We start from the raw sequence: 19,649 nt of genomic DNA, 5'->3' as shown, positions 1-19,649 counted from the left end.
CCGCCCCGGCCGGTCCGCTCAGCGGAGCGGTGCGGAGTCGCGCCGGGCGGTCAGCAGGGTCAGGTGGGCGATGTCTCCGGGCGGAGGTGTGGTCACCGACCACAGCGGGGCGGGGGAACCGTCGGCGACCGCGGCCGGGGCGTCGGTCAGGTTCATCCGCTCGCGCAGCCGGCCGTAGAAGTCCATCGGGCCGAGCCGTACGGCCCGCAGCCGGCGCGGGGCCGCGTACACCCCGATCCAGTCGCCCGGGTCCAGCACACCCCGCAGCTGGCCGTCGATGCTCACCGCGGCCGGCCCGGACCGCTCCAGCAGGCGCAGCCCGACGGGTTCGTCGGGGGCGGTGACCACCGACCGGTCGAAGGCCATGTGCGGGGCGACCGGCGTGAAGACGAGAACCTCCGCACGCGGCGAGACGACCGGTCCGCCCGCGGCGAAGCTGTACGCGGTCGAGCCGGTCGGCGTGGCGACGAGCAGCGCGTCGGCGGAGTACGAGGCCAGCAGCCGGCCGGCGACATAGACGCCGACCGAGATCTGCCGGTCCCTGGCCAGCTTCTCCATGACCACGTCGTTCAGCGCGGTGACGTCCAGCGGGATGCCCCAGTCCCTGTCGGCCTCGCAGTCGGACCGTACCGGGGGCGGCGGCAGCAGCGGCCCGCGGCCGCGGGCGATGAGGGACTCCACCCCCGGCGGCACCTCCAGCCGGCGTGAGGCGCGCAGGGCGAGCAGCATACGGCGGTCGATCCGGAACCGGTCCTCGCGCACCGCGTCCAGGGCCGGGCGCACCTCGGCGGCCGGCACCTCGGTGAGAAAGCCCAGCCGTCCCAGGTCCACGCCCAGCACCAGGGCGTCATGCTGCGCGGCCAGCCGCGCGCCGCGCAGGAAGGTGCCGTCGCCGCCCAGGGTCACCACGAGGTCGGGGTCGCCGGCGGCCTCGACCTCCTCCTCGGCGCTGCGCCGCCCGCCGTCGTGCCACACGTCGATGTCCGCGCAGCGGACGGCGCGCTCCCGGCACCAGTCCCGGACCACGTCGGCCGCCTGTACGGCCTCCGGGCGCCCTCCGTGTACGACCAGACCCAGCCGGTTCACTGTCACATCGGCCTCCGGAAAGGTCTCGGGCCCCGTCGCCGCGGCCGCCTCTCAGGGGGACGGGCGGGACGGCGTGGACAGGCGGTAGGAGTCGGCCAGGTCGCGTACCTCCGCCGAGGTGACCGTTCCCTCCGCGCCCTCCAGCGGAAGGTGCCGGGCCAGCAGAGCCAGGATGTTCTCCGACAGCCGCGCCTTGCGTGCCTCGCTGCGGCCCGGCATGAGGCCCACTTCGACGTGTATGAAGCAGCTCTCCGCGCTTGTCCCGTCGCCGATGTACGCCTCGGACGTGCGCAGCAGGGTCTTGCAGACCCCCCTGGAGCCGGACTCCTCCAGGACGAGCGTGTGCAGCTCCTTCACCAGGACTCCGGGGTCGAAGGCCCCGGCCAGCTGGGACGAGCAGTCGATGGTGAGGTGCGGCATGAGGGACCCTTCGCGCCCGATCTGGTTTCTCTGGGCAACTATTTTCCCTCATGTCCCGCGCTGCCGGGACCGGGCCCGCCCCGAAGGACGGTCAGGCCCCGGCAGTGTTCGACTCCGCCGGTCACCAATAGTGCCGCCGGCCGGCGACCGCGTGCCCCATGGATCCCATGAGCCACAGGACGATCCCTATGACGGCGAGGATGATCCCGATGGTCCACAGGATCGAGATGCCCGTGACAAACCCGACGATGAGCAGGATGACACCGAGAGCGATCATGACACGCCTCCTACTGATGGCGATGCTCCTGTTCTCCGTGTGCCCCCAACCGGCCAGTACGTGCCTCCCGAAGGCAGGAAACGTTCTGCAACCGGCGGTCAGCGCACTGTAGCGAGGGGTTGCTGTACGGGTGACCCCCCGCCTGCGAGACTGACCGGATGCTGGAAGTCGCCTTCACCGGGGTCGCGCCCGTCGTCCCCGTCCGCGATCTCGACGCCGCCCTGGACCGCTACCGCCGCCTGGGCTTCACGGCGCACGCCTACGAAGGCCCGGACCGCTACGGCTTCGTCGAGCGGGGCTCGGTTTCCCTCCATCTCACGGAGTGGCCCGGGCACGACCCTCAGCACACCGGAGCTGTCATCTACCTCTACGTGAGTGATGCCGACGCCGTCTGCGCGGAGTGGAAGGCATCGGGCGTCGAAGGTCGCTTCTCCGATCCGGCGGACACGCCCTACGGCCTCCGGGAGTTCGCCTACATCGACGCCGACGGCACGGCTCACCGCGTGGGGTCACCGCTCCCAGCCCCAGGTACAGACCCCGCTCCCTCAGCCCTCTCTTGTTGCACGCCCCAGCATGGAGCGGACAATGGCAGGTGAGCGAACCCTCCGCAGGCGGTGATCCAATGGCCGGTCTGAAGCGCACAACTGAGCAGGAAATAAACGGATTTGAGGTCTTCGACCTCGAACTCGGCGAGGACGAGCTTGCCGAACTCTACGCAGATCCCTCGAAGTTCCTGATGGAGCTGCTGCGCCGCGAAGGCCACCAGGTCAACAGGCTTGCCATCGACACCCGTATGAGCGAGCGCAACTGCGGGTGCGGCATCAAGATCGTGCACTCACTCCGTGAGGACTTCACGAAGTCCACCCACGTCGCTATCTGCGAGGAGTGTCTCTAGACCGGGACGACCTGAGTCGACGCTCCAGGTGTCGTTCGCGGTGACCGTCGCCGGCGCGCCCGCCGGCGACGCCAACGGCAATCCGCACAACGTGGACGGCTTCTCGCAGCCGCGCTGGCACACCTGGCAGGGACAGGTCGACTGCGCCCGGTGCGGGCACGCGGCGGCTGACGGCCGGCATGCCGAGGGGGCGGGGACGGCCCGTCGGCCGTGCCCGCCCCCTCGGTCCTCGCTACCTCCGGCTGGAGCGTCCCACCGGATCGTGCGGGGACGGGTCGTCGTCCGCGCCCCGCTCCAGCGGGCCGGAGCCGGTCGCGGCGGGCGTGTCCGCGCGGTCGCCGTGGCCCGGCCACCAGGCGGCGTGGCCGATCAGCGCGGTCAGGCTCGGGGTGAAGAACATCGCCATGACGAACGCGGCGATCGCGATGCCGAAGGAGACCGCGAAGCCCATCTCCGACAGCAGCGAGTTGCCCGCGAGCATCATGGTGGCGAAGGTCGCCGCCAGGATGAACCCGGCCGCGGCCACGGTGGGCCCGGCGTGGCGCAGCGCCATGCCGGCCGCCTCACGGGGTTCGCGGCCCTCGCGGGCTTCTTCGCGGAGCCGGGCGATCATGAGGATGTTGTAGTCGGTGCCGATGGCCACCACGAACAGGTACATGATCACCGGGAGCATGAACATCAGGCCCGAGTGTCCCTGCCCCTTCTGGAAGATCCACACGGTGGCGCCGAGGGTGGCGCCGAAGCCGAGGCCCACCGAGGCCATCAGGTACCAGGGGGCGACCACACTGCGCAGCAGCAGCCCGAGGATGAGCATGATGAGGAGCGCGGCGACGGGGAAGACCGTCTTGTAGTCGTGCTGGACCGCGGCGTTGATGTCCTTGTAGATGGAGGACATGCCGCCGACGACCGCCTCGGTGCCCTTGGGGGCGTCGGAGTGGGCGGTGTCGCGCACCCGGCCGACGGCGTCGATCGCCTTGTCCGTGGACGCCTCGTACTTGAGGGTGACGGTGAAGTCGGCGGTGGTGCCCGCCGTGTTCAGCTGGGTCAGCCGGGCGTTCGCCACACCGTCGACGGCGCCGAGCTTCTGCACGTACGCGGTGAAGGCGGTCTTGTCCAGCGGCTTGCCGTCGGTGCTGGAGAGGTAGACGTCGGTGGGTGCCGCGGCGCCCGCCGAGTACGCCTGCTGTATCCGGTCCTGGACGACCATGGACTCCTTGGTCTTGGGCATGGAGCCCGACGCCAGGTCGAAGGTGGCGTGGAAGCCGAGCGTGCCCAGGGACAGCACGACCAGGACGAGACCGGAGACGGCGGCGGTCAGCGCCGGGCGGCGCCGTACCCCTCGGCCGAGGGCGGCGAACCGGGCGTTGTCCGGCTCCTTCTGCCAGGACTTGGAGGGCCAGAAGACCTTCGGGCCGATCAGCGAGACCACGGCCGGGATCAGGGTCAGGCCCGCGACCAGGGTGGCGCCGACCGCGATGGCGAGCGCCGGGCCCATCTGCTTGAGGAAGCCCAGCGTGGACAGCACCAGCGCGAGGAAGGCGATGATGACCGCGCCGGCCGCGGAGGCGATGGCCTCACCGACCCGCCCGACGGCGTTCACCATGGCCTGCTTGGGTTCGTCGCCGGCCCGCAGGCGCTCGCGGTAGCGGAAGATCAGGAACAGGAAGTAGTCCGTGCCCACACCGAAGAGCACGACGATGAGGATGGACGAGATGGAGCTGTTGGCCTGGAGCCCGAAGAGCTTGGTGGCGTAGGCGATCAGCCCGTTGGCGACCGCGGACACCAGCCCGATGAGGACCAGGGGCAGCACGGCGAGGATCGGCGCACGGAAGATGATCAGCAGGGTCACCAGGATGATGACGAAGGTACCGATGCCGATCAGCGCCTGGCCGCGCTTGGAGGAGTCCTGCTGGTCCAGGGCCTGGGCGGCGGAGCCGCCGAGCCGCACGTCCAGATGGGTGCCGTGGGCGAGCTGTTTGACGTCCTCGCGCAACACCTTGGCCGCGTCGGCCTGTTTGGGCTGGCCGGCGTTCTTGCTGTCCATCTGCACCAGGGTCATGGCGTACCTGCCGTCCTTGGACGGCGGGCCGGGGACGACCTTCTGCACCTGGTCGATGTGCTTCTTGCCCAGCTCGGTGGTGATCCGGGCGACGTCCTTGCGGTCGGCGGCGGTCAGCCGGCCGCCGTCGGTGCGCTGGTAGAGCGCGATCGCGGACGGCGTGAAGGCGCTGGGGAACGCCTTCTGCTGGATGACCGCCGCTTTGATGGACTCGTAACTCTTGGGCAGGAAACTGCTCTCGTCACTGTTCGAGGGCAGGCTGGGGGCCGTGGCCACGATCGCCACCGCGGCGATCAGCCATGCCACGATCGTCCAGACGGGATGTCGGACGACCGTGGTGCCTATACGTCGGAACATGCGGGGGGGTCCTCCTGTGAAGGAAGATCACCGCCGCCCGGGGAGCGGACCCTGGCATCGGCGACCCCGACCGGCACGTGCCGCACACAAGCCGGTCGAACGGTTGTCTAGGTTTCACATCGTAGTGACATCGCATCAACTTCCCGCAATCAATAACGTTTTGAACCGCGTGGCGGCGGGGAGGCGGGGCAAACCGTCTCAGCGGTTTGGTATCGAGTGCCGCTGGGGTGTGTTCAGGCGGGAGGGGGCGGGTTCAGGAGCCGGTGCCCGCGAGGGGCTCGGCGGCGGCGGCGGCCCGTGCCTCGGCCAGCACCCGGGCGCCCCGGTCCGGCGCGGTGTCGAGCCGGATGAGGACGGCCGGGGCCGCGACCGCGGGCAGCAGATGGTTGAACAGGGCCGACATCCGGGAGTTGAGGTCGGCCCAGCCGGCGACGGCCTGCGAGACGAACTGCACGCCGATCCAGGCCCCCAGGAACACCTGGGCCGTCTCCTCGGGCACCACGTGCGGCAGCACCTCGCCGCGTTCCTTGGCCTCGGTCAGAAAGGTGCGGGTGGCCCCGGCCCACCCGGGCCAGGCGCTGTCGGCCTCGTCCTGCCCCTGGAGGTCCGCCGCGAGCCGGACCGCGGCGAGCAGCATCGGCTCCCGGGGCAGCCGCTCGGCCAGGCTCATGCCCGCGTCCACCCACTCCTGCAACTTCAGTTCCCGGGGCAGGCGGTGGTCGTTCGCCGTCTGCTCCTGGAGCACGCCCCGGGCGAGGGCCGCCTTGGAGTCGAAGTGGAAGTACAGGGCGCCCTTGGTGACGCCGGCGCGGTGCAGGATCTCGGCGATGGTGGCCGCCGCGTATCCACGCTCGGCGAAGACCGCGGCGGCGGCCTCCAGAACAGCACGTCGGGTCCGTACAGCTCGCTCCTGCCGAGCCATGGACCCTCCCCACGCTAAAAAATTAAACCAAACAGCTCGTACCCTACCGCACCGGGTTCTCAAGGAACGGGCGGCGGCGGGCGGTTGATGTCAGGCACGGGCCCGCAGCTCGCGCGGTGCGATGCCGTACGTCTGCTTGAACAGCCGGGAGAAGTGGGAGGGGTCGCGAAAGCCCCAGCGCGCGGCCACGGCGGCGACCGTACGGCGGTCCGCGTGCGGCCCGGAGAGGTCGCGGCGGGCGCCCGCGAGCCGGCGCTGCCGGATCCAGGCCCCGACCGAGGTGCCCTCCTCGGCGAACAGCTTGTGCAGATAGCGCAGGGAGATGCCGTGGGCGGCGGCGAGTTCGCCGGGTGAGAGGTCGGGGTCGGCGAGCCGCTGGTCGATGAAGGCCTTGATCCGCAGGCACAGCGCCGCGCCCCCGGTGTCCGCGGGGCGGGGCGGATCGGGGAAGACGGCGGCGACCATGTCGGCGACGGCGTCGGACAGCGGGGTCGCGCGGGGCGAGGCGGCATGCCGGCCGGCGTCTTCGGCGAGCCGGGACAGGAACGGGGCGAGCAGGGAGCCGAGCGGGTCGTCGGCTGCGAGCCGGGTGGCGGTGACCGGGGTGGTCGTCCCCGGGGACTGCCGGGCGAGGCGGTGCGGGAGGGTGAACTCGTGCAGCCGGAAGTCGTCGTCGAAGCGCAGGGTGAAGGGGCGGGTGCTGTCCCAGCAGGCGGCGTCCCCGGCCCGCAGGACGCTCGTCCGGCCGTCCTGGGCGACGGTCACGGTTCCTTCGGCAACCACGCCCACCAGGAGGAAGGCGTCGTCCGCCCGCTCGATCAGCCGGCGGGTGCGCACCGCCTGCCCGGGGCTGGAGGCCACGGTCGCCACCTGGACGGCGCCCAGCGCCGCCGCGGAGACCTCCGCACGGAACGGGACGTCCCCGCCGGCCGGGGCGGTGACGTCGACCGGGGCGGTGACGTCGACCGGGACCGGGGTCCGCCGTACCGTCTCCCGCCACATCTCCAGCCGGTCGGCGGGCGGATGGTCGTCCGTGCGTGCTGTCACAGGCATGGCCCCAGCCTCGCACGGGCCGCTGTGCACGCGGATCCGGATGACCGTGCACGGACGGCCGGACCGGCACCGCCGCCGCGGGGCACGCTGGCGGCATCGGTCCCGCCGGCTCGCGGCGGGCGGTCCACAGGAGCGTGACATGCCGTTCTTCTCTGTCCACGACCAGAAGTTCCATGCCGAGGACAGCGGTGGCGAGGGCCCCGCCGTCGTCTTCAGCCACGGCAATCTGATGGACCACACGATGTGGGAACCGCAGATCTCCGCGCTGCGCGGCGGCTACCGGTGCGTGGCCTGGGACGAACGGCTGCACGGGCGGACCGTGGACGACGGCCGACCCCACACCTACTGGCAGTCCGCCGACGATCTGCTCGGCCTGCTCGACGCCATGGACATCGGTCGCGCCGTGCTGGTCGGGCACTCGCAGGGCGGCTTTCTCTCGCTGCGCGCCGCGCTCCGCGCCCCCGAGCGGGTGGCGGGCCTGGTACTGGTCGACACCCGGGCCGCCGCCTGGCCGGAGCGGGATCTGGCCCAGATGGGGGCGGTGGCGGACGCCTTCGAGGTGGCCGGGCCGGACGCCGTGGGCCCGCAGCTGCTGGACCTGCTGATCGGCGAGCCGGCCCTGCACGAGGTGTGGCTGGCGAAGTGGCGGGCCCAGCCGCCCCAGCGGCCGGCGACCGCCGTGCGGACGCTGATGGGGGTGGACGACATCAGCGCACGGCTGTCCGGGATCACCGTCCCCGCACTGGTCGTCCACGGCGAACGGGACGTGCCCGTCCCCGTGGCCGCCGGCCGGGCGCTGCACGCCGCGCTGCCCGGCGCCCAGGAGTTCGTGCTGGTGCCGGGCGCCGCCCACACCCCGAACCTCACCCACGCCGCCGAGGTGACGCGGGCCCTCGCCGGGTTCCTCGGGCGGCTGTGACGCCGGCCGCTCAGCCGGCCCCGACCCAGTACGGCCGGTTCTGCGCCGCCGCCGGCGGGGACTGGTGGACCCAGGCACCGGCCGGTTCCCGGGCCGCGATCAGGTCGAGGAACGGCTTGCTGCGACCGGGCTGGGGATCGGCCCCGCCCACGCTGAACTCCAGCGTGCCGGTTCCCTCCCGCAGGTCGTACCAGGTGTACGGCGAGAGGACGTTGAGCGGCGCGGCCAGCAGCCGGGCGGCGTCGCCTGCGCCGTCCCGCCGGCTGCCGTACTCGGTGAACGGCGCGACGCTGACCGGACGGCCGGTCCGGCCCGCCAGATCGGCGGCGAAGGAGAAGTAGGTGTCGGCCGGGGCGAAGGAGCCGTCGGCCGCCGCCGTGCCGTCCCGGCCGCAGACCACCTTCCAGCGGTCCACGGCCTCCGGGGCGGCGGTGGTCTCGTTGGGCACCGGCAGGGTGTGCTGGAAACCGGCCTTGTACTTGGGCTCGTTGAAGAGTTCCACCCCCGCCCGGATGGCGATGTCGTTGTCGCAGGCGACATGGATGCGGCAGAAGCCGAGCAGCCGGGTCTGGTCCGCGCCGTGCGCGTACTCGGTGTAGCTGAGCCGCGGCACCCGGGCGGCAGCGGCCGTGGGGTGGGCGACCACGTTGAGTTCGATCTCCTCGGTGACGCCCGTGCCGGTGCCGAACTGCGCGAAGTACAGCTGGTAGTTGAAGGACAGGCACATGCTGTCGCCGAAGCGGGCCGGGGACAGCTCGCGGCCCGCGGGGTCCTGGTGCAGCAGGTCCCGCACGGCTTCCTGGCCGGCGGGGTCGTCGATGAGGTAGTCGAAGCCGATGTTGGTGAAGGTGCCGTAGAAGAAGGGCAGGCCGAAGCCCGGTGGGAGGGGAGGCAGGGGGTCGCTCATCGCAGCTGTTCCTCGGGGGCGGCGGTGGGGCGGGCCCGGAGCGCGGCGGCGGCCTGCGGGCGGGCGGTCTCGAAGTGCTCCTGGACGAGTTCGAAGGTGGGGCTGGCGTGGTAGCCCTGCGCGGCGAGCACCGGGTCGGGATAGGGGTTGCGGTAGAGCCGCTGGGCGAGGTCGCGCAGCTCCAGCATCACCGGGACCGCGTACCGCATGGCGAACGGGATGCCGGTGAAGGCCATCTCCATGAGGGTGAGCAGAAAGGCGTACCGCTCGTTGAACATCTCGGCGTGCCGGCGGACCTGGGACTGCGGCGGGTAGTGGCCGGTCTTCGCGTCCTCGCGGATGGCGTAGGCGTCGTCCCAGCTGACGTCGATGAGGGGGCCGCTGGGCTCGGTGCGCGGCTGGTCGTGTCTGCCGTAGCGGCGGCCGGTGCGGATCTCCTTGAAGCGGAAGTAGTGGGCGACCTGGCGTTCCTCGCCGAAGATGGTGTCGTCGCTGTCCCAGATGGTGCCGTCGGTGCCCTCGCCCTGGTCGCTGATCACCTCGACGGCGAGCAGTGCGCTCTCGAGGTCGGTGACGGCGAACGCCTCGCCGCCGGAGTTGTAGAAGTCCTCCGGGCCGACCTGGCGTTCGGGGGGCCCGGTGAAGATGGTGGAGTGGGCCGCCGTACCGTCCCGGTGCGCCTGTTGCTGCTTCTTCTCCAGGTCGGTCAGGCCCTGCCGGATGAGGTCGTAGAACTGCCCGATGGACGTCCAGCCGGTCTGCCCGGGTTCGGGCCGGACGAAGGAGCGGGGGCGTTCGATGAGCAGGAAGGTGTCCAGCGCCTCGGGCGAGAAGTGCCGCAGCGGGATGCGGGGCAGGCTCGGGTCGCTGAACGGCAGCTGCGCCGGGTACCCGGCGACGAACCGGGGGTGGGCGATGTCCGGGGTGCCGCCGACGGCGTTGAGCAGGTTGGCGGCGAGGGTGAGGTGCAGCATCTCCTCCAGGACGACGCTGCGGATGGTGTCGAGGGCGGGCCGGTTGGTGCCCGGCTTGAGGGTGTACATGCCGGTCAGATAGACGGGGATCGTCAGGTGCTCGACTTCCAGGGCGGCCTGGAGGTACGTCCGCAGCTCCGCCAGGTCGGCCGGTGGTCGCGGGCCGTTGCGGGTGAGGGTGTAGGCGGTGATCACAGGGCGCCCTCCGTCGCCAGGTGCTGCGGCTCGGTCGTCGTGGAGGTCACCGGCTGGTGCAGCCGGGCCAGGTCGCGGTGGATCTCCTCGGCGCTGCGCAGGGCGAGCGCGGCCATGGTGAGGGTGGGGTTGCTGGTGCCGATGGAGGGCATGCTGCCGCAGCCGACGGCGTAGAGGTTGGGATGGTCGTGGGTGCGCTGGTAGCTGTCGACCACCGAGGAGGCGGGATGGGAGCCCATGATGTGGGTGCCCGCGCCGTGGCCGGCGCCGTGGTAGGCGAGGTCCAGTTCCTCGGTGCCGATCCGGTGCCGGAAGTGGCCGAGGGGTGCGACGCCGTCGTGCGGGGCGTGGTCGGTGAAGTCCTGGGCGCCGAGGGCGGCGAAGATCTGCTGGGAGACCTTGCGGGCCGCGAAGATCCCGTCGCGGACGTGCTGGTCGAGGTTGTAGTGGAGGATGGGTTTGGGGTTGCCGACGCCGTCCCGGTACCGGCTCGGGTCGATGGTGACCCGGTTGGCGGGGTCGGCGTGCTGCTCGACGGCGATCTGGAGCTGGATCTGCCGGTTGATCTCGTCGCCGAGCCGGTGCCGCAGTGCCGGGCCGAACACGCCCTCGGTCTTGATCTCGCCCTGTGCGTCGCCGCCGAGGCCGAGCATCGCCGCGACGTTGCTGAGCGGGGCGCCGGTGGCCCAGCCCCAGCCCCAGTTGCCGATCTCGATGCGGAACGGCGCCCGCCGGGCCCGCCCGGCGCCGAACCGGAAGCACTCCAGGCCGCTGGTGTGCCCGGGGCCGCGGAAGGGCGCGATGGGCAGGTCCTGCGGCATCCGCGCCCACGCCAGCATGGTGGGGTGGTCCATGAGGTGGCAGCCGACATAGCCGCTGCGGTTGGCCATGCCGGAGGCGAGCAGCAGCACCGCGTTCTCGATGGCGTGCGCCGCGAGGACGACGATGTCCGCCTCGGCGGTGTACGGGGTGCTGACCGGGGTGGCCGGGTCGCCGTACTCGCGGAACTCCACCCCGCGCACGGTGTCGCCGCGGCCCGGCAGGACCCGGCTGACCACGCAGCGGGTGGCGAGCCGGACGCAGTCCGGGAAGTCCTGCTGGATCCGCAGCGGTGAGGACTTGGCCTGGACCGGGCAGATCGGGGTGCAGCTGGAGTTTCCGACGCAGCGTTCGCCGAAGTTGGCCAGGCCGACCGCGCCGCGCGGACGGTAGCCGCGACCGTGGTCGAAGAGCGGGTTGGGGGTGCTGTTACGGCCCTGGGGCAGTCCGTAGACCTTCAGCCGGAAGTCGGTGCCGGACACCTCGTCGTGTACGGCGCGGTCGTCGAGTTTCTCCTGGAAGACCCCGTCCTGGTAGCTCCAGGGGATCTCCTCCATGGGGTACTCGTAGTCGGGATCCGGTACGACCCCGAGGCGGTGCTGGGCCGCTCCGTCCCCCGCGGTGCCGATGAGCCGCTCAGCCGACCGCAGATGGGGCTCCAGTTCGGCGGCGGTGAGCGGCCAGTCGCGTCCGTAGTGGTAGCTGGTGTGGGTCGCGTAGTCCTCGGGGTGCATCCGGGGGGTGGCGCCCAGCCAGTGCATTCCGGCGCCGCCGAGCGCGCGGACGTAGTCGGTGCCGTAGGGCAGCGGCCCGGTCTGGACGAAGTGGCCGGTGGCCGTGTAGCCGGGCGGGGTGACGGAGGGGCTGAGGTCGAGGACGTCCGGAAAGGGTGCGGCGGTGTTGCGCCGGTAGGCGGAGTTCGGCACCTTGATCACCGCGCCGGAGAAGGTGTCGAGGGAGTCCTGGTAGCCGGGCCAGGTGTCGGTGCCGCCGTTTCCGGCCTCCAGGACCAGCACCTGCCAGCCCTGCCTGCCCAGGTGACGGGCGATCAGGCTGCCCGCCCAGCCGCTGCCGACGACGATGGCGTCGTAGCGGCGCCCGTTGACTTCGGAGCCCGTCGTGGTCACGGTCATCGCTTCACTCACTCGCTTCCTCGGGTTCCGTGGCCGGCGGGGCGGCCGCGGCCGGTACGGCGGACGGGGCGACGGCGCGGGACAGGCGCGAGCCCGGCAGCAGATGGGCGGGCACGCTGTCGGCGGGCAACCCGGCGTCGTACGCGGTCAGGGCGAGCGCGTCCGCGGTGCCCGGATCGGTGGCGGCGGACCGCAGTTCGTCGCGGATCTCCTGCTCGGTGGGCAGCCGGGCCGGCTCGGCGGCCCAGGTGCCGAAGCCCGGCGGTTTGGCCCCGGCCGGGTGACCGGCGAAGGAGCGCCAGACGAGCCCCTCGGGGTAGCTGCTGGGCGAGGCCACGAACTCGGTGTTCGGCACTTCGCGGCGGAGGGCGGCATGGGCGGCCGGGGCGAGCCGCGGCCAGCCTCCGGTGTACCAGAGGTAGGTCACGGCACGGGCGATCTCCCGGTGCAGCGGGGTGAGCCGGGCCGGCGGGTCGTCGTACGCGAGGGCCTGCTGCCAGGCGTCGAGGAACTCCGCGAGGTGGGACGCGCCCACCTGGCCGCGGACGGTGTCGAGGTAGAGCCGCGCCATGCCGGTGCCGTAGAGGTCGTAGCCGGCGAATCCGGTGAGCGGCATGGAGAGGGTGACGAATCGGTGGAGTTCGGGGTCGCTCTGGTCGGGGTCGGCGGGCTGGGCCGCGCCTGTGGTGTCGTCGGTGAGCACATTCACCCCTTGCGGTGGCGGGTGAGAGGAGACCGGACGAGTGATTGTCCAAGCGGGGCGATCGTCCGGCAACACACCCGGTCGGCTGCGGTCCGTTGCCCGGGACGGCGCGGGGACGGGCCGCCGCCCAGCGGGAAACGGTTTTCCGGAGACGCCGCGGGGCAATCCATGCTCTCGGCATATTCACTGCTGTGGGCGAAGACTCGAACACGGGTCGCCGCGCCGGACTCCGCCAGTACTTGAACTTGCAAGCACCCGGTGTAGGGTGGGGCGCCATGCGCGTCGCGATCACCGGGTCCACCGGACTCATCGGCTCCGCCCTCACCCGCTCCCTCCTCGCGGACGGCCACCAGGTCGTCCGTCTCGTCCGGCACCGGTCGGCGACCGCACCCGGGGACGGCAGCGAATCAGCGCACTGGGACCCGGCCGCGGGGCACATCCAGCCCGGCGCGCTGGAGGGCGTCGACGCCGTCGTCCATCTGGCCGGCGCGGGCGTCGGGGACAAGCGGTGGACCGAGGCCTACAAGCAGCAGATCCGGGACAGCCGCGTCCTGGGCACCCGGACCGTCGCGCAGGCCTGCGCGACGGCTGCCGCACCGCCGCGCGTCCTGGTGTCCGCGTCCGCCACGGGCTACTACGGCGACACCGGCACCCGAATCGTCACCGAGCGGGAACCTGCCGGGACCGACTTCCTGGCCTCCGTGTGCGTCGACTGGGAGGCCGCCGCCGAACCGGCGCGCGCGGCCGGGGTGCGGGTGGTGCATCCGCGCACCGGTCTGGTGGTGTCGGCCGAGGGCGGCGCCTTCGGGAAGCTCTTCCCGCTCTTCCGTCTCGGCCTCGGCGGCCGGCTCGGCTCCGGCGACCAGTACTGGCCGTTCGTGTCCCTGGCCGACCACATCGCGGCCCTGCGCTTCGCCATCGACACCGAGGAACTCTCCGGCCCCGCCAACTTCACGGCACCCGAGCCGGTGACCAACCGTGCGGTCACCCGGGCGCTGAGCCGTGCGCTGCACCGGCCGGCGCTCGCCGCCGTCCCGGCCTTCGCACTGGACGCGGTGCTCGGCGAGTTCGCCACGAGCATCACCGCGAGCGCGCGGGTCGTCCCGGCGGCCCTGCTGGAGGCCGGCTTCACCTTCCGTCACCCGACGATCGACCAGGCCCTCGACGCGGTGCTCCGGCCGGCCGGCTGACCCGGGCGGGAACGGGCAGGCGGGGCACGGGATGTCGGCCGTTCGGCCCACCCGCCGGGCCGCGCGGGCTTTCGCTCCGCCCCCACCGGGCATAAGGTCCTGCGACCGGTGGACGAAGGAGGCTGTGATGTGCCGCCTGTTCGGGCTGACCAGTGCTCCGCAGCGTACGCACGCGACCTTCTGGCTTCTCGAGGCGCCCGACAGTCTCAGCGCACAGAGCCACCGGGAACCCGACGGCACCGGGCTCGGCTACTTCGGCCCCGACGGTGCGCCGGAGGTGCACAAGGAGCCCATCGCCGCCTACGCGGACCGTGCCTTCGCGCAGGAGGCCCGGCAGGTGGAGTCGGCCACCTTCGTCGCCCATGTCCGCTATGCCTCGACGGGCGGCCTGGAGCCGCGCAACACCCACCCGTTCGAGCAGCGGGGGCGGCTGTTCGCGCACAACGGCGTGATCGAGGGGCTCGACCTGCTGGAACGCCACCTCGGCGCAGACCTCGCGCTGGTGCGCGGCGACACCGATTCCGAGCGCTTCTTCGCCCTGGTCACACGGGAGATCGAGGCGCACGGCGGTGATGTGGGGGCCGGTCTCGAGGCCGCGGCCCGCTGGGCCGCCGGCCATCTGCCCCTGTACGCCCTCAATCTCGTCCTGGTCACCGCCGAGGAGCTGTGGGCGCTGCGCTATCCCGACGCCCATGAGCTGTACGTCCTTCAGCGGCCGCCCGGCGGCCATCACGGGGGCCGGCATCTCGACCACACCGGCCGCGACGGACGCCTGCGGGTGCGCTCGGCGGCGCTGGCCGGGCGTCCCGCGGTGGTCGTGGCGAGCGAGCGGATGGACGAGAACCCGCACTGGCGTCTGCTGGCACCCGGCGAGCTGCTCCATGTGGACCGTGAGCTGCGCGTTGCTTCCCACATCGCCCTGCCCACCCCACCGGCCCACCCGCTCACCCTGGCCGACCTGCACCCCGCGGCGGCGGCGTCACAGCGGCCCGCCTGACCGGACTGTGCTCAGGAGTCGGAGTCGGGGATCTTGGTCGCGGCCGCGTAGGCCTGGGCCGGGGTCATCGGCACCCCGTTCAACTCCACGGTCCGGTACGGGCTGACCTTGGCGCACGTCTTGGCCTGGTCGGCGGTGGAGGCATGGGCGTTGGACACCGCGGCCTTGGTGTCCGCGGCGGTCGCGGCCGGAAAGACGGTGCCGTCGGGCCAGTCGGCGCCGATGACCAGCGTCAGACCGCTGCCGCTGCCCTGGTGCAGATGCGCACCGGACAGATGCAGCGCCTTGGCCACCGTCTGCGCCTGCGCCTTCTGCCCACTGCCGTAGGTCAGCGCGGTGACCGCCGCCGCACTGGGCGCGTTGGCCGTGGTGGTCTGCGGGCTGAAGCCCTTGCCGGTCAGCGCGGCGGCGATCCGCGAGGCACGGCCGGTGACCGTGGTGCCGTTCTCCACGGTCACCGCGATCTGCGCGGCGGGCACGGTGGCGGTGGGCTTGGTGGTCGCCGCGGCGGCCGCCGACTTCGCTCCGGAGCCGGTGGTCAGCGACTGGTCGTCGGCGATCGTGGCGAACAGAGTTTTCGCGCCCGGGCCGACCACGACGCGGGAGTCGTTGCCGGGGTCGGGGGCGGTCTGCATGGTGGTGAAGGTCATCCGCTTGGTCGGGACCTTGTTCACGTCGTCGGCCAGCGAGATCAGCTTCTTCACCGTGCCCAGGCCGTCGTCCACGGTCAGCGCCTTGGTCGCCGCGTCCGCCAGGTCGTAGACCGCGCCCGGGTCGGTCAGCGTGCCCGCGCTCTTGAACTTGCGGATCATCGAGCTGAGGAAGATGTGCTGCGAGACCGTGCGGCCCAGGTCGCTGCCGTCGCCGAAGCCGTGCCGCGAGCGCACGAACTCCAGCGCCGCCTGCCCCTGAAGGGTGTGCTCACCCTTGGACAGCTTCAGATGCGAGTAGGTGTCGTAGACGTTGTCGCTGACACACACCGACACACCGCCGACCGCGTCCGACATCTTCACCACACCGGAGAAGTCCAGCTTCACGAAGTGGTCGATCGGGATCCCGGTCAGCTGGTGCACGGTCGCCACCTGGCACGCCGGACCGTACTGCAACGCGCTGTTGATCTGCCCGTAGTAGCCCGGCGTGGACTGCCCCGTCTCACTGTCCTTGCAGGCCGGGACCCGGGTCATGGTGTCCCGCGGAATGCTCATCACCGTCGCGTTGGAACGGTCCGCGGCGATGTGCACCACCATCTCCACGTCCGCGTTGCCGTGACCGCTCTGCACCCCGGTCCGCGAACAGCCGCCGCCCAGCTTGCAGTCCGCCGCACTGGTCCGCCCGTCCGACCCCATCACCAGGATGTTGATCGGCGTACGGCCGAACGCGTCCGCCTTCTCCGTACCGCCCTTGCCGTCCAGCGCCACACTGTGGATGTTGCCGTTCAGATGCTCGTAGAACCACCAGCCCACCCCGGCGACGGCCATGATCAGCACGGACAGGGATATCGCGGTGATCTTCAGGACACGGCGTGCGCGGCCCGCCCGGCGGGCCCGGCGGCTGCGCTTCCCACCCTGCGCCCGGGTCGCGGCGCGGGCCGCGGCCCGGCCTCCCGCAGGGCGCGCCGCACCGGACTCGGCCGCGCGCGGCCCGGGCACCTGGTCACCGCGGCTGCGCGTGGCCTGGCCGGTCGGCCCGTCCCACGGGTCGCTCATCTCCCACTCCCATGAACGGTCGAGCCCGTCAGGCCGGGCCGGGAGGTGAGTGGCCGGGCATGCGCGGCGGTACAAGGGTGGTGAAGCACCACTTCACCTCGGTTGCCTGAGCGCGCAATCTAACAAACCTCTGGCCCAAGGTGCACGGATCCGCACCATATTCACAGGTGTGACATGTGCGGTGGCCCCGGGGCACAGCAGGCGGTACGACAGGCAACGGGAGCGTACGCGGCCACGGTAAGCCAGGGTAAGAAGCAGGTAGAGGACGGGTGGGCCGCGGCCTACGGCAGCCGGACGGACTGGCGGTGGCGGAAGATGTCGCGCGGGTCCCAGTGGGCCTTGGCGCGCTGGAGCCGTGCGTAGTTGTCCTTGTAGTAGAGGCGGTGCCAGGGCTGGCCGTTGGCCGGCGGGTTGAACTCCGGGTTGCTCAGGTCGGCGTCGCAGTAGCCGATGTAGCAGCCGTCGGTGGTGTGGCCGGGTCCCGGGGCGGCGGAGTCGGGCACGGCGGGGACGCCGCCGCTGCCCTCGTACACGGCGCCGTAGAAGCGTCGGATCCAGTCCAGGTGCGGGGCAGCGATGAAGGGGTCGGCGAGGGCGTCCCGGTAGTCGTGGACACCGTCGTGGTTGGCGTCCTTGTCCCAGGTCCAGTAGGTCTGGTACTGGAGCTTGAGCACGGAGGAGCGCTGGGCGACGGCCGTGGCGTCCGGGGGGATGTCGTTGATCCGGCCCCCGTAGGAGTCGATCTGCACCAGCGCCTGGTCGTTGGTGTAGCGCGGGTCGGTGAGGTGGTCGTACATCGCCTGGATCTGGTGCTCGGTGAAGCCCGCCGTGTGGTACGCCGACTTGTACTTGCCGCACCTGCTCGGGCCGGACTCGTTCAGGTTCTGGGTGGCCGTCAGCCAGGGCAGCCGGGTCGGGATGTAGAAGCTGTCGAGGGCGGGATGCTCGCCCGAGCGCATGTCCAGCGGGCAGGTCGGGTAGTCGGCCCGCGGGGCCACGTGGTCCAGGAAGCGGCGCAGCCGCTCCAGGGAGTCGGCGCGGTCGCCGTCCATCTGGACGATCAGGCCGACCTTGCCGGCCGCGCGGTGGTTCAGCTTGAGCAGGGTGAACATGTCCCGGTGGTCGTAGGGACCCGCGAAGCCGGTGTCGCCGCCGTTCTGCTCGCCCTCGAAGAACTCGCCGTACCGGCGCACCAGTGAGGAGAACAGCTCCGGGTCGTCCTCGAAGAGCTGCCACTTCCAGGCCACGCTGTGCAGCAGCACCTGGGCGGGCGGCTCGGGCAGGTCCCGGAACCAGAGCCGGGTGACCACGCCGAAGGAGCCGCCGCCACCACCGGTGTGCGCCCACCACAGGTCGCGCACCGCGGAGTCCTCGGAGTCCCGGCGGGCGAGGGTCACCTCGGCCCGGGTGCCGTCGCGTACGGTGACGACCTCGACGGCGTAGAGGTGGTCCACGGTGAGCCCGTACCACCGGGACAGCAGGCCGAAGCCGCCGGCCGGGACATGGCCGCCGGCGGCGACCGAGTAGCAGGAGCCGCCGGGCAGGGCGAGGCCGTGGCGGCGGTAGAGCTGGGTGGCGATGTGCCAGTTGCTCGCGCCGGCCTCCACGCACCAGGCGTCCAGGTCGGGGTCGTAGGCCACGCGGTCCATGGCGCCGACGTCGATGATGACGGAGACGTCGTCGCCGCAGACGAAGTCCTCGTAGCAGTGGCCGCCGGAGCGGACCGTGATCCGGCGCGGCGGGGTGCCGGTGCCGGGGTGCCGGGCCAGCCACTCGTTCACCGCGGTCACCACGTCGGCGGTGCCGGTGGCCACCACCACCTGGTCCGGGGTGGCGATCCACCGCTGGTTGAAGCCCCGGCGAAGCGCCTCGTACCGGTGGTCTCCCGGGCCCACCCGGATCGGACCGGGGGCGGCGGGGCGGATGGACGGGCTGGACATGGCGGCACCTCCGCAGTGGCTGACCGGCGTCGATCACGGCACGTTAGCCATGCGACGCCGGTCGCTTGCTCCGCCGTCCGGGTGAGACGGGCGGGCGTACGGAAGCCCGGGGCGGTCAGGGAGCGGACGCCGGGGCGCGCCCCGGCCGGAGGGGGCCGCCCCGGTACCCGCGTGCGCCGCCGGAGTTGTCGTGGTGCGGGCGGGCCCGTTCGGGCCGGCCGCACCGCTCCGCCCGCTCCCCTCCGTTCCGAGGTCACGCCGGCAGCGGTGTCCCGGGGGATCTGCCGCGTCGTACGACGAGACTGCTCACCTCGAAGGACATCTCCGTCGTGCCGGGATCGGGCGGCGGGTGGTAACGGCCCGCGCACACCGACAGGTTGACGATGAGGTAGGCGTGCCAGGAGTGGCCCACCCCGCGCCGGTCGGCGAGGACCCGGGAGCCGTTCACCCACCAGCTGACCGAGCCGGCCCCGAACTCGGTGCGCAGGTCCACCCAGGCGCCGGGGCCGATGGTGTCGGCCCGGTACTCGCCGCCGGAGCCGCGCACATGGTTGGCGAACTCCAGCAGGTCCGGGTGGTCCGGGTGGTACTCGAAGACGTCGATCTCCTGGTCGCCGTCGCGCCAGGTCCAGATCGCCGGCCACGCCCCGGTCTCCCGGGGCAGCCGTACCCGGGCCTCCAGCACGTCACCGGTGCGGACCGTGAACGCCTCCGCACTGCCCTCGGTGGTCAGCAGGCCGGTGTCCCAGTAGCCGTCCGGCCGGCGGGTGGCGCGGAAGACGCCGGAGCGGGAGTAGGAGGGGTCGGACACCAGGTGGTCGAGCTTGTCGTCGCCGGGGTTCACCGGACCGCCGTCGGGATAGGCCCAGGAGCGGCCCGCGACCCACTGACGCGCGGAGCCGAAGTCCGCCGTGAACACGATGTCGGATGTCTGCATGCCCGATGTCTCGCCTGCCAGGCGCCGGCCATGCGCCCAGGCCCGCACAGGGGCGCCGGATTAACCCGTACGAGTGAAGCGGAGGGCAGCGTCGGCGGACGTACCCGCCCGACGGAGGTGGCGGAAAGGACGGGAAGGGCCACCCGCTTCTCGCGGATCC

General features: G+C 72.0%; 18 protein-coding genes. 5 read left to right on the top strand and 13 right to left on the bottom strand.

The window, feature by feature from the left end; translation table 11 throughout:
- Positions 1-18 precede the first annotated feature (18 nt).
- The 3 genes from ACZ5CZ_RS18395 to ACZ5CZ_RS18385 form a co-directional block, all read right to left on the bottom strand.
- Positions 19-1,092, bottom strand: a complete 1,074-nt coding sequence (locus ACZ5CZ_RS18395) for an NAD(+)/NADH kinase (RefSeq protein ID WP_385846369.1) — start codon at positions 1,090-1,092, stop codon at positions 19-21.
- A 45-nt stretch (positions 1,093-1,137) separates the two neighbouring features.
- Positions 1,138-1,506, bottom strand: a complete 369-nt coding sequence (locus tag ACZ5CZ_RS18390; RefSeq protein WP_468943899.1) for a 5-carboxymethyl-2-hydroxymuconate Delta-isomerase — start codon at positions 1,504-1,506, stop codon at positions 1,138-1,140.
- 121 nt (positions 1,507-1,627) lie between these two features.
- Complete coding sequence (locus ACZ5CZ_RS18385; RefSeq protein WP_385846366.1) at positions 1,628-1,783, bottom strand: DUF6131 family protein; 156 nt, start codon at positions 1,781-1,783, stop codon at positions 1,628-1,630.
- 158 nt (positions 1,784-1,941) lie between these two features.
- On the opposite strand from ACZ5CZ_RS18385, the gene ACZ5CZ_RS18380 reads away from it, so the two are divergent.
- The gene (locus ACZ5CZ_RS18380) at positions 1,942-2,379 is read left to right on the top strand and encodes a bleomycin resistance protein (RefSeq protein WP_468943897.1); all 438 of its coding nucleotides are present in this window, start codon (positions 1,942-1,944) and stop codon (positions 2,377-2,379) included.
- Positions 2,376-2,678, top strand: coding sequence for a hypothetical protein (locus ACZ5CZ_RS18375; protein WP_468943894.1), 303 nt, complete (start codon positions 2,376-2,378; stop codon positions 2,676-2,678). The genes ACZ5CZ_RS18380 and ACZ5CZ_RS18375 overlap by 4 nt, the downstream gene beginning before the upstream one ends.
- A gap of 232 nt (positions 2,679-2,910) precedes the next feature.
- Here ACZ5CZ_RS18375 and ACZ5CZ_RS18370 read toward each other — a convergent pair whose 3' ends face one another.
- From ACZ5CZ_RS18370 to ACZ5CZ_RS18360, 3 genes are all read right to left on the bottom strand, one after another.
- Positions 2,911-5,094: an MMPL family transporter gene (locus ACZ5CZ_RS18370; RefSeq protein ID WP_468943892.1), complete on the bottom strand. Its 2,184-nt coding sequence runs from the start codon at positions 5,092-5,094 to the stop codon at positions 2,911-2,913.
- Positions 5,095-5,347: 253 nt separating this feature from the next.
- On the bottom strand, positions 5,348-6,016 hold the full coding sequence (locus tag ACZ5CZ_RS18365; RefSeq protein WP_468943890.1) for a ScbR family autoregulator-binding transcription factor: 669 nt from the start codon (positions 6,014-6,016) through the stop codon (positions 5,348-5,350).
- A 90-nt stretch (positions 6,017-6,106) separates the two neighbouring features.
- Positions 6,107-7,069, bottom strand: a complete 963-nt coding sequence (locus tag ACZ5CZ_RS18360) for an AraC-like ligand-binding domain-containing protein (RefSeq protein ID WP_468943887.1) — start codon at positions 7,067-7,069, stop codon at positions 6,107-6,109.
- 139 nt (positions 7,070-7,208) lie between these two features.
- Here ACZ5CZ_RS18360 and ACZ5CZ_RS18355 point away from each other — a divergent pair, with 139 nt between their 5' ends.
- Positions 7,209-7,988, top strand: coding sequence for an alpha/beta fold hydrolase (locus tag ACZ5CZ_RS18355; protein ID WP_468943884.1), 780 nt, complete (start codon positions 7,209-7,211; stop codon positions 7,986-7,988).
- Positions 7,989-7,998: 10 nt separating this feature from the next.
- Here the strand turns inward: ACZ5CZ_RS18355 and ACZ5CZ_RS18350 are convergent, their stop codons facing one another.
- From ACZ5CZ_RS18350 to ACZ5CZ_RS18335, 4 genes are read right to left on the bottom strand one after another with little or no spacing between them, the layout of a single operon-like run.
- Positions 7,999-8,895 (bottom strand): hypothetical protein, encoded by an 897-nt coding sequence (locus ACZ5CZ_RS18350; RefSeq protein ID WP_468943881.1) that lies wholly within the window; start codon positions 8,893-8,895, stop codon positions 7,999-8,001.
- Entirely contained in the window at positions 8,892-10,064 is a 1,173-nt protein-coding gene (locus ACZ5CZ_RS18345) for a ferritin-like domain-containing protein (RefSeq protein WP_468943878.1), read from the bottom strand. The genes ACZ5CZ_RS18350 and ACZ5CZ_RS18345 overlap by 4 nt, the downstream gene beginning before the upstream one ends.
- Entirely contained in the window at positions 10,061-12,016 is a 1,956-nt protein-coding gene (locus ACZ5CZ_RS18340; RefSeq protein ID WP_385846355.1) for a GMC family oxidoreductase, read from the bottom strand. Before ACZ5CZ_RS18340 ends, ACZ5CZ_RS18345 begins: the two co-directional genes overlap by 4 nt.
- 4 nt (positions 12,017-12,020) lie before the next feature.
- Positions 12,021-12,719: a hypothetical protein gene (locus ACZ5CZ_RS18335; RefSeq protein WP_385846354.1), complete on the bottom strand. Its 699-nt coding sequence runs from the start codon at positions 12,717-12,719 to the stop codon at positions 12,021-12,023.
- Positions 12,720-12,994: 275 nt separating this feature from the next.
- Here ACZ5CZ_RS18335 and ACZ5CZ_RS18330 point away from each other — a divergent pair, with 275 nt between their 5' ends.
- Together ACZ5CZ_RS18330 and ACZ5CZ_RS18325 are read left to right on the top strand one after the other, a co-directional pair.
- On the top strand, positions 12,995-13,909 hold the full coding sequence (locus ACZ5CZ_RS18330) for a TIGR01777 family oxidoreductase (protein ID WP_468943874.1): 915 nt from the start codon (positions 12,995-12,997) through the stop codon (positions 13,907-13,909).
- A gap of 127 nt (positions 13,910-14,036) precedes the next feature.
- The gene (locus ACZ5CZ_RS18325) at positions 14,037-14,906 is read left to right on the top strand and encodes a class II glutamine amidotransferase (protein WP_468943871.1); all 870 of its coding nucleotides are present in this window, start codon (positions 14,037-14,039) and stop codon (positions 14,904-14,906) included.
- An 11-nt stretch (positions 14,907-14,917) separates the two neighbouring features.
- On the opposite strand, the gene ACZ5CZ_RS18320 is transcribed toward ACZ5CZ_RS18325, so the two are convergent.
- From ACZ5CZ_RS18320 to ACZ5CZ_RS18310, 3 genes are all read right to left on the bottom strand, one after another.
- Positions 14,918-16,612, bottom strand: a complete 1,695-nt coding sequence (locus ACZ5CZ_RS18320; RefSeq protein ID WP_468943868.1) for an LCP family protein — start codon at positions 16,610-16,612, stop codon at positions 14,918-14,920.
- A gap of 281 nt (positions 16,613-16,893) precedes the next feature.
- Positions 16,894-18,552, bottom strand: coding sequence for an FAD-binding oxidoreductase (locus ACZ5CZ_RS18315; protein WP_468943865.1), 1,659 nt, complete (start codon positions 18,550-18,552; stop codon positions 16,894-16,896).
- A gap of 253 nt (positions 18,553-18,805) precedes the next feature.
- Positions 18,806-19,489 (bottom strand): beta-glucanase, encoded by a 684-nt coding sequence (locus ACZ5CZ_RS18310; RefSeq protein ID WP_468943862.1) that lies wholly within the window; start codon positions 19,487-19,489, stop codon positions 18,806-18,808.
- Positions 19,490-19,649 lie beyond the last annotated feature (160 nt).

It is taken from the genome of Streptomyces sp. NPDC031418 (genome assembly GCF_055581605.1).
Note: the sequence above shows the minus strand (reverse complement) of the source record. Positions and strands in the feature narration are given on the sequence as shown.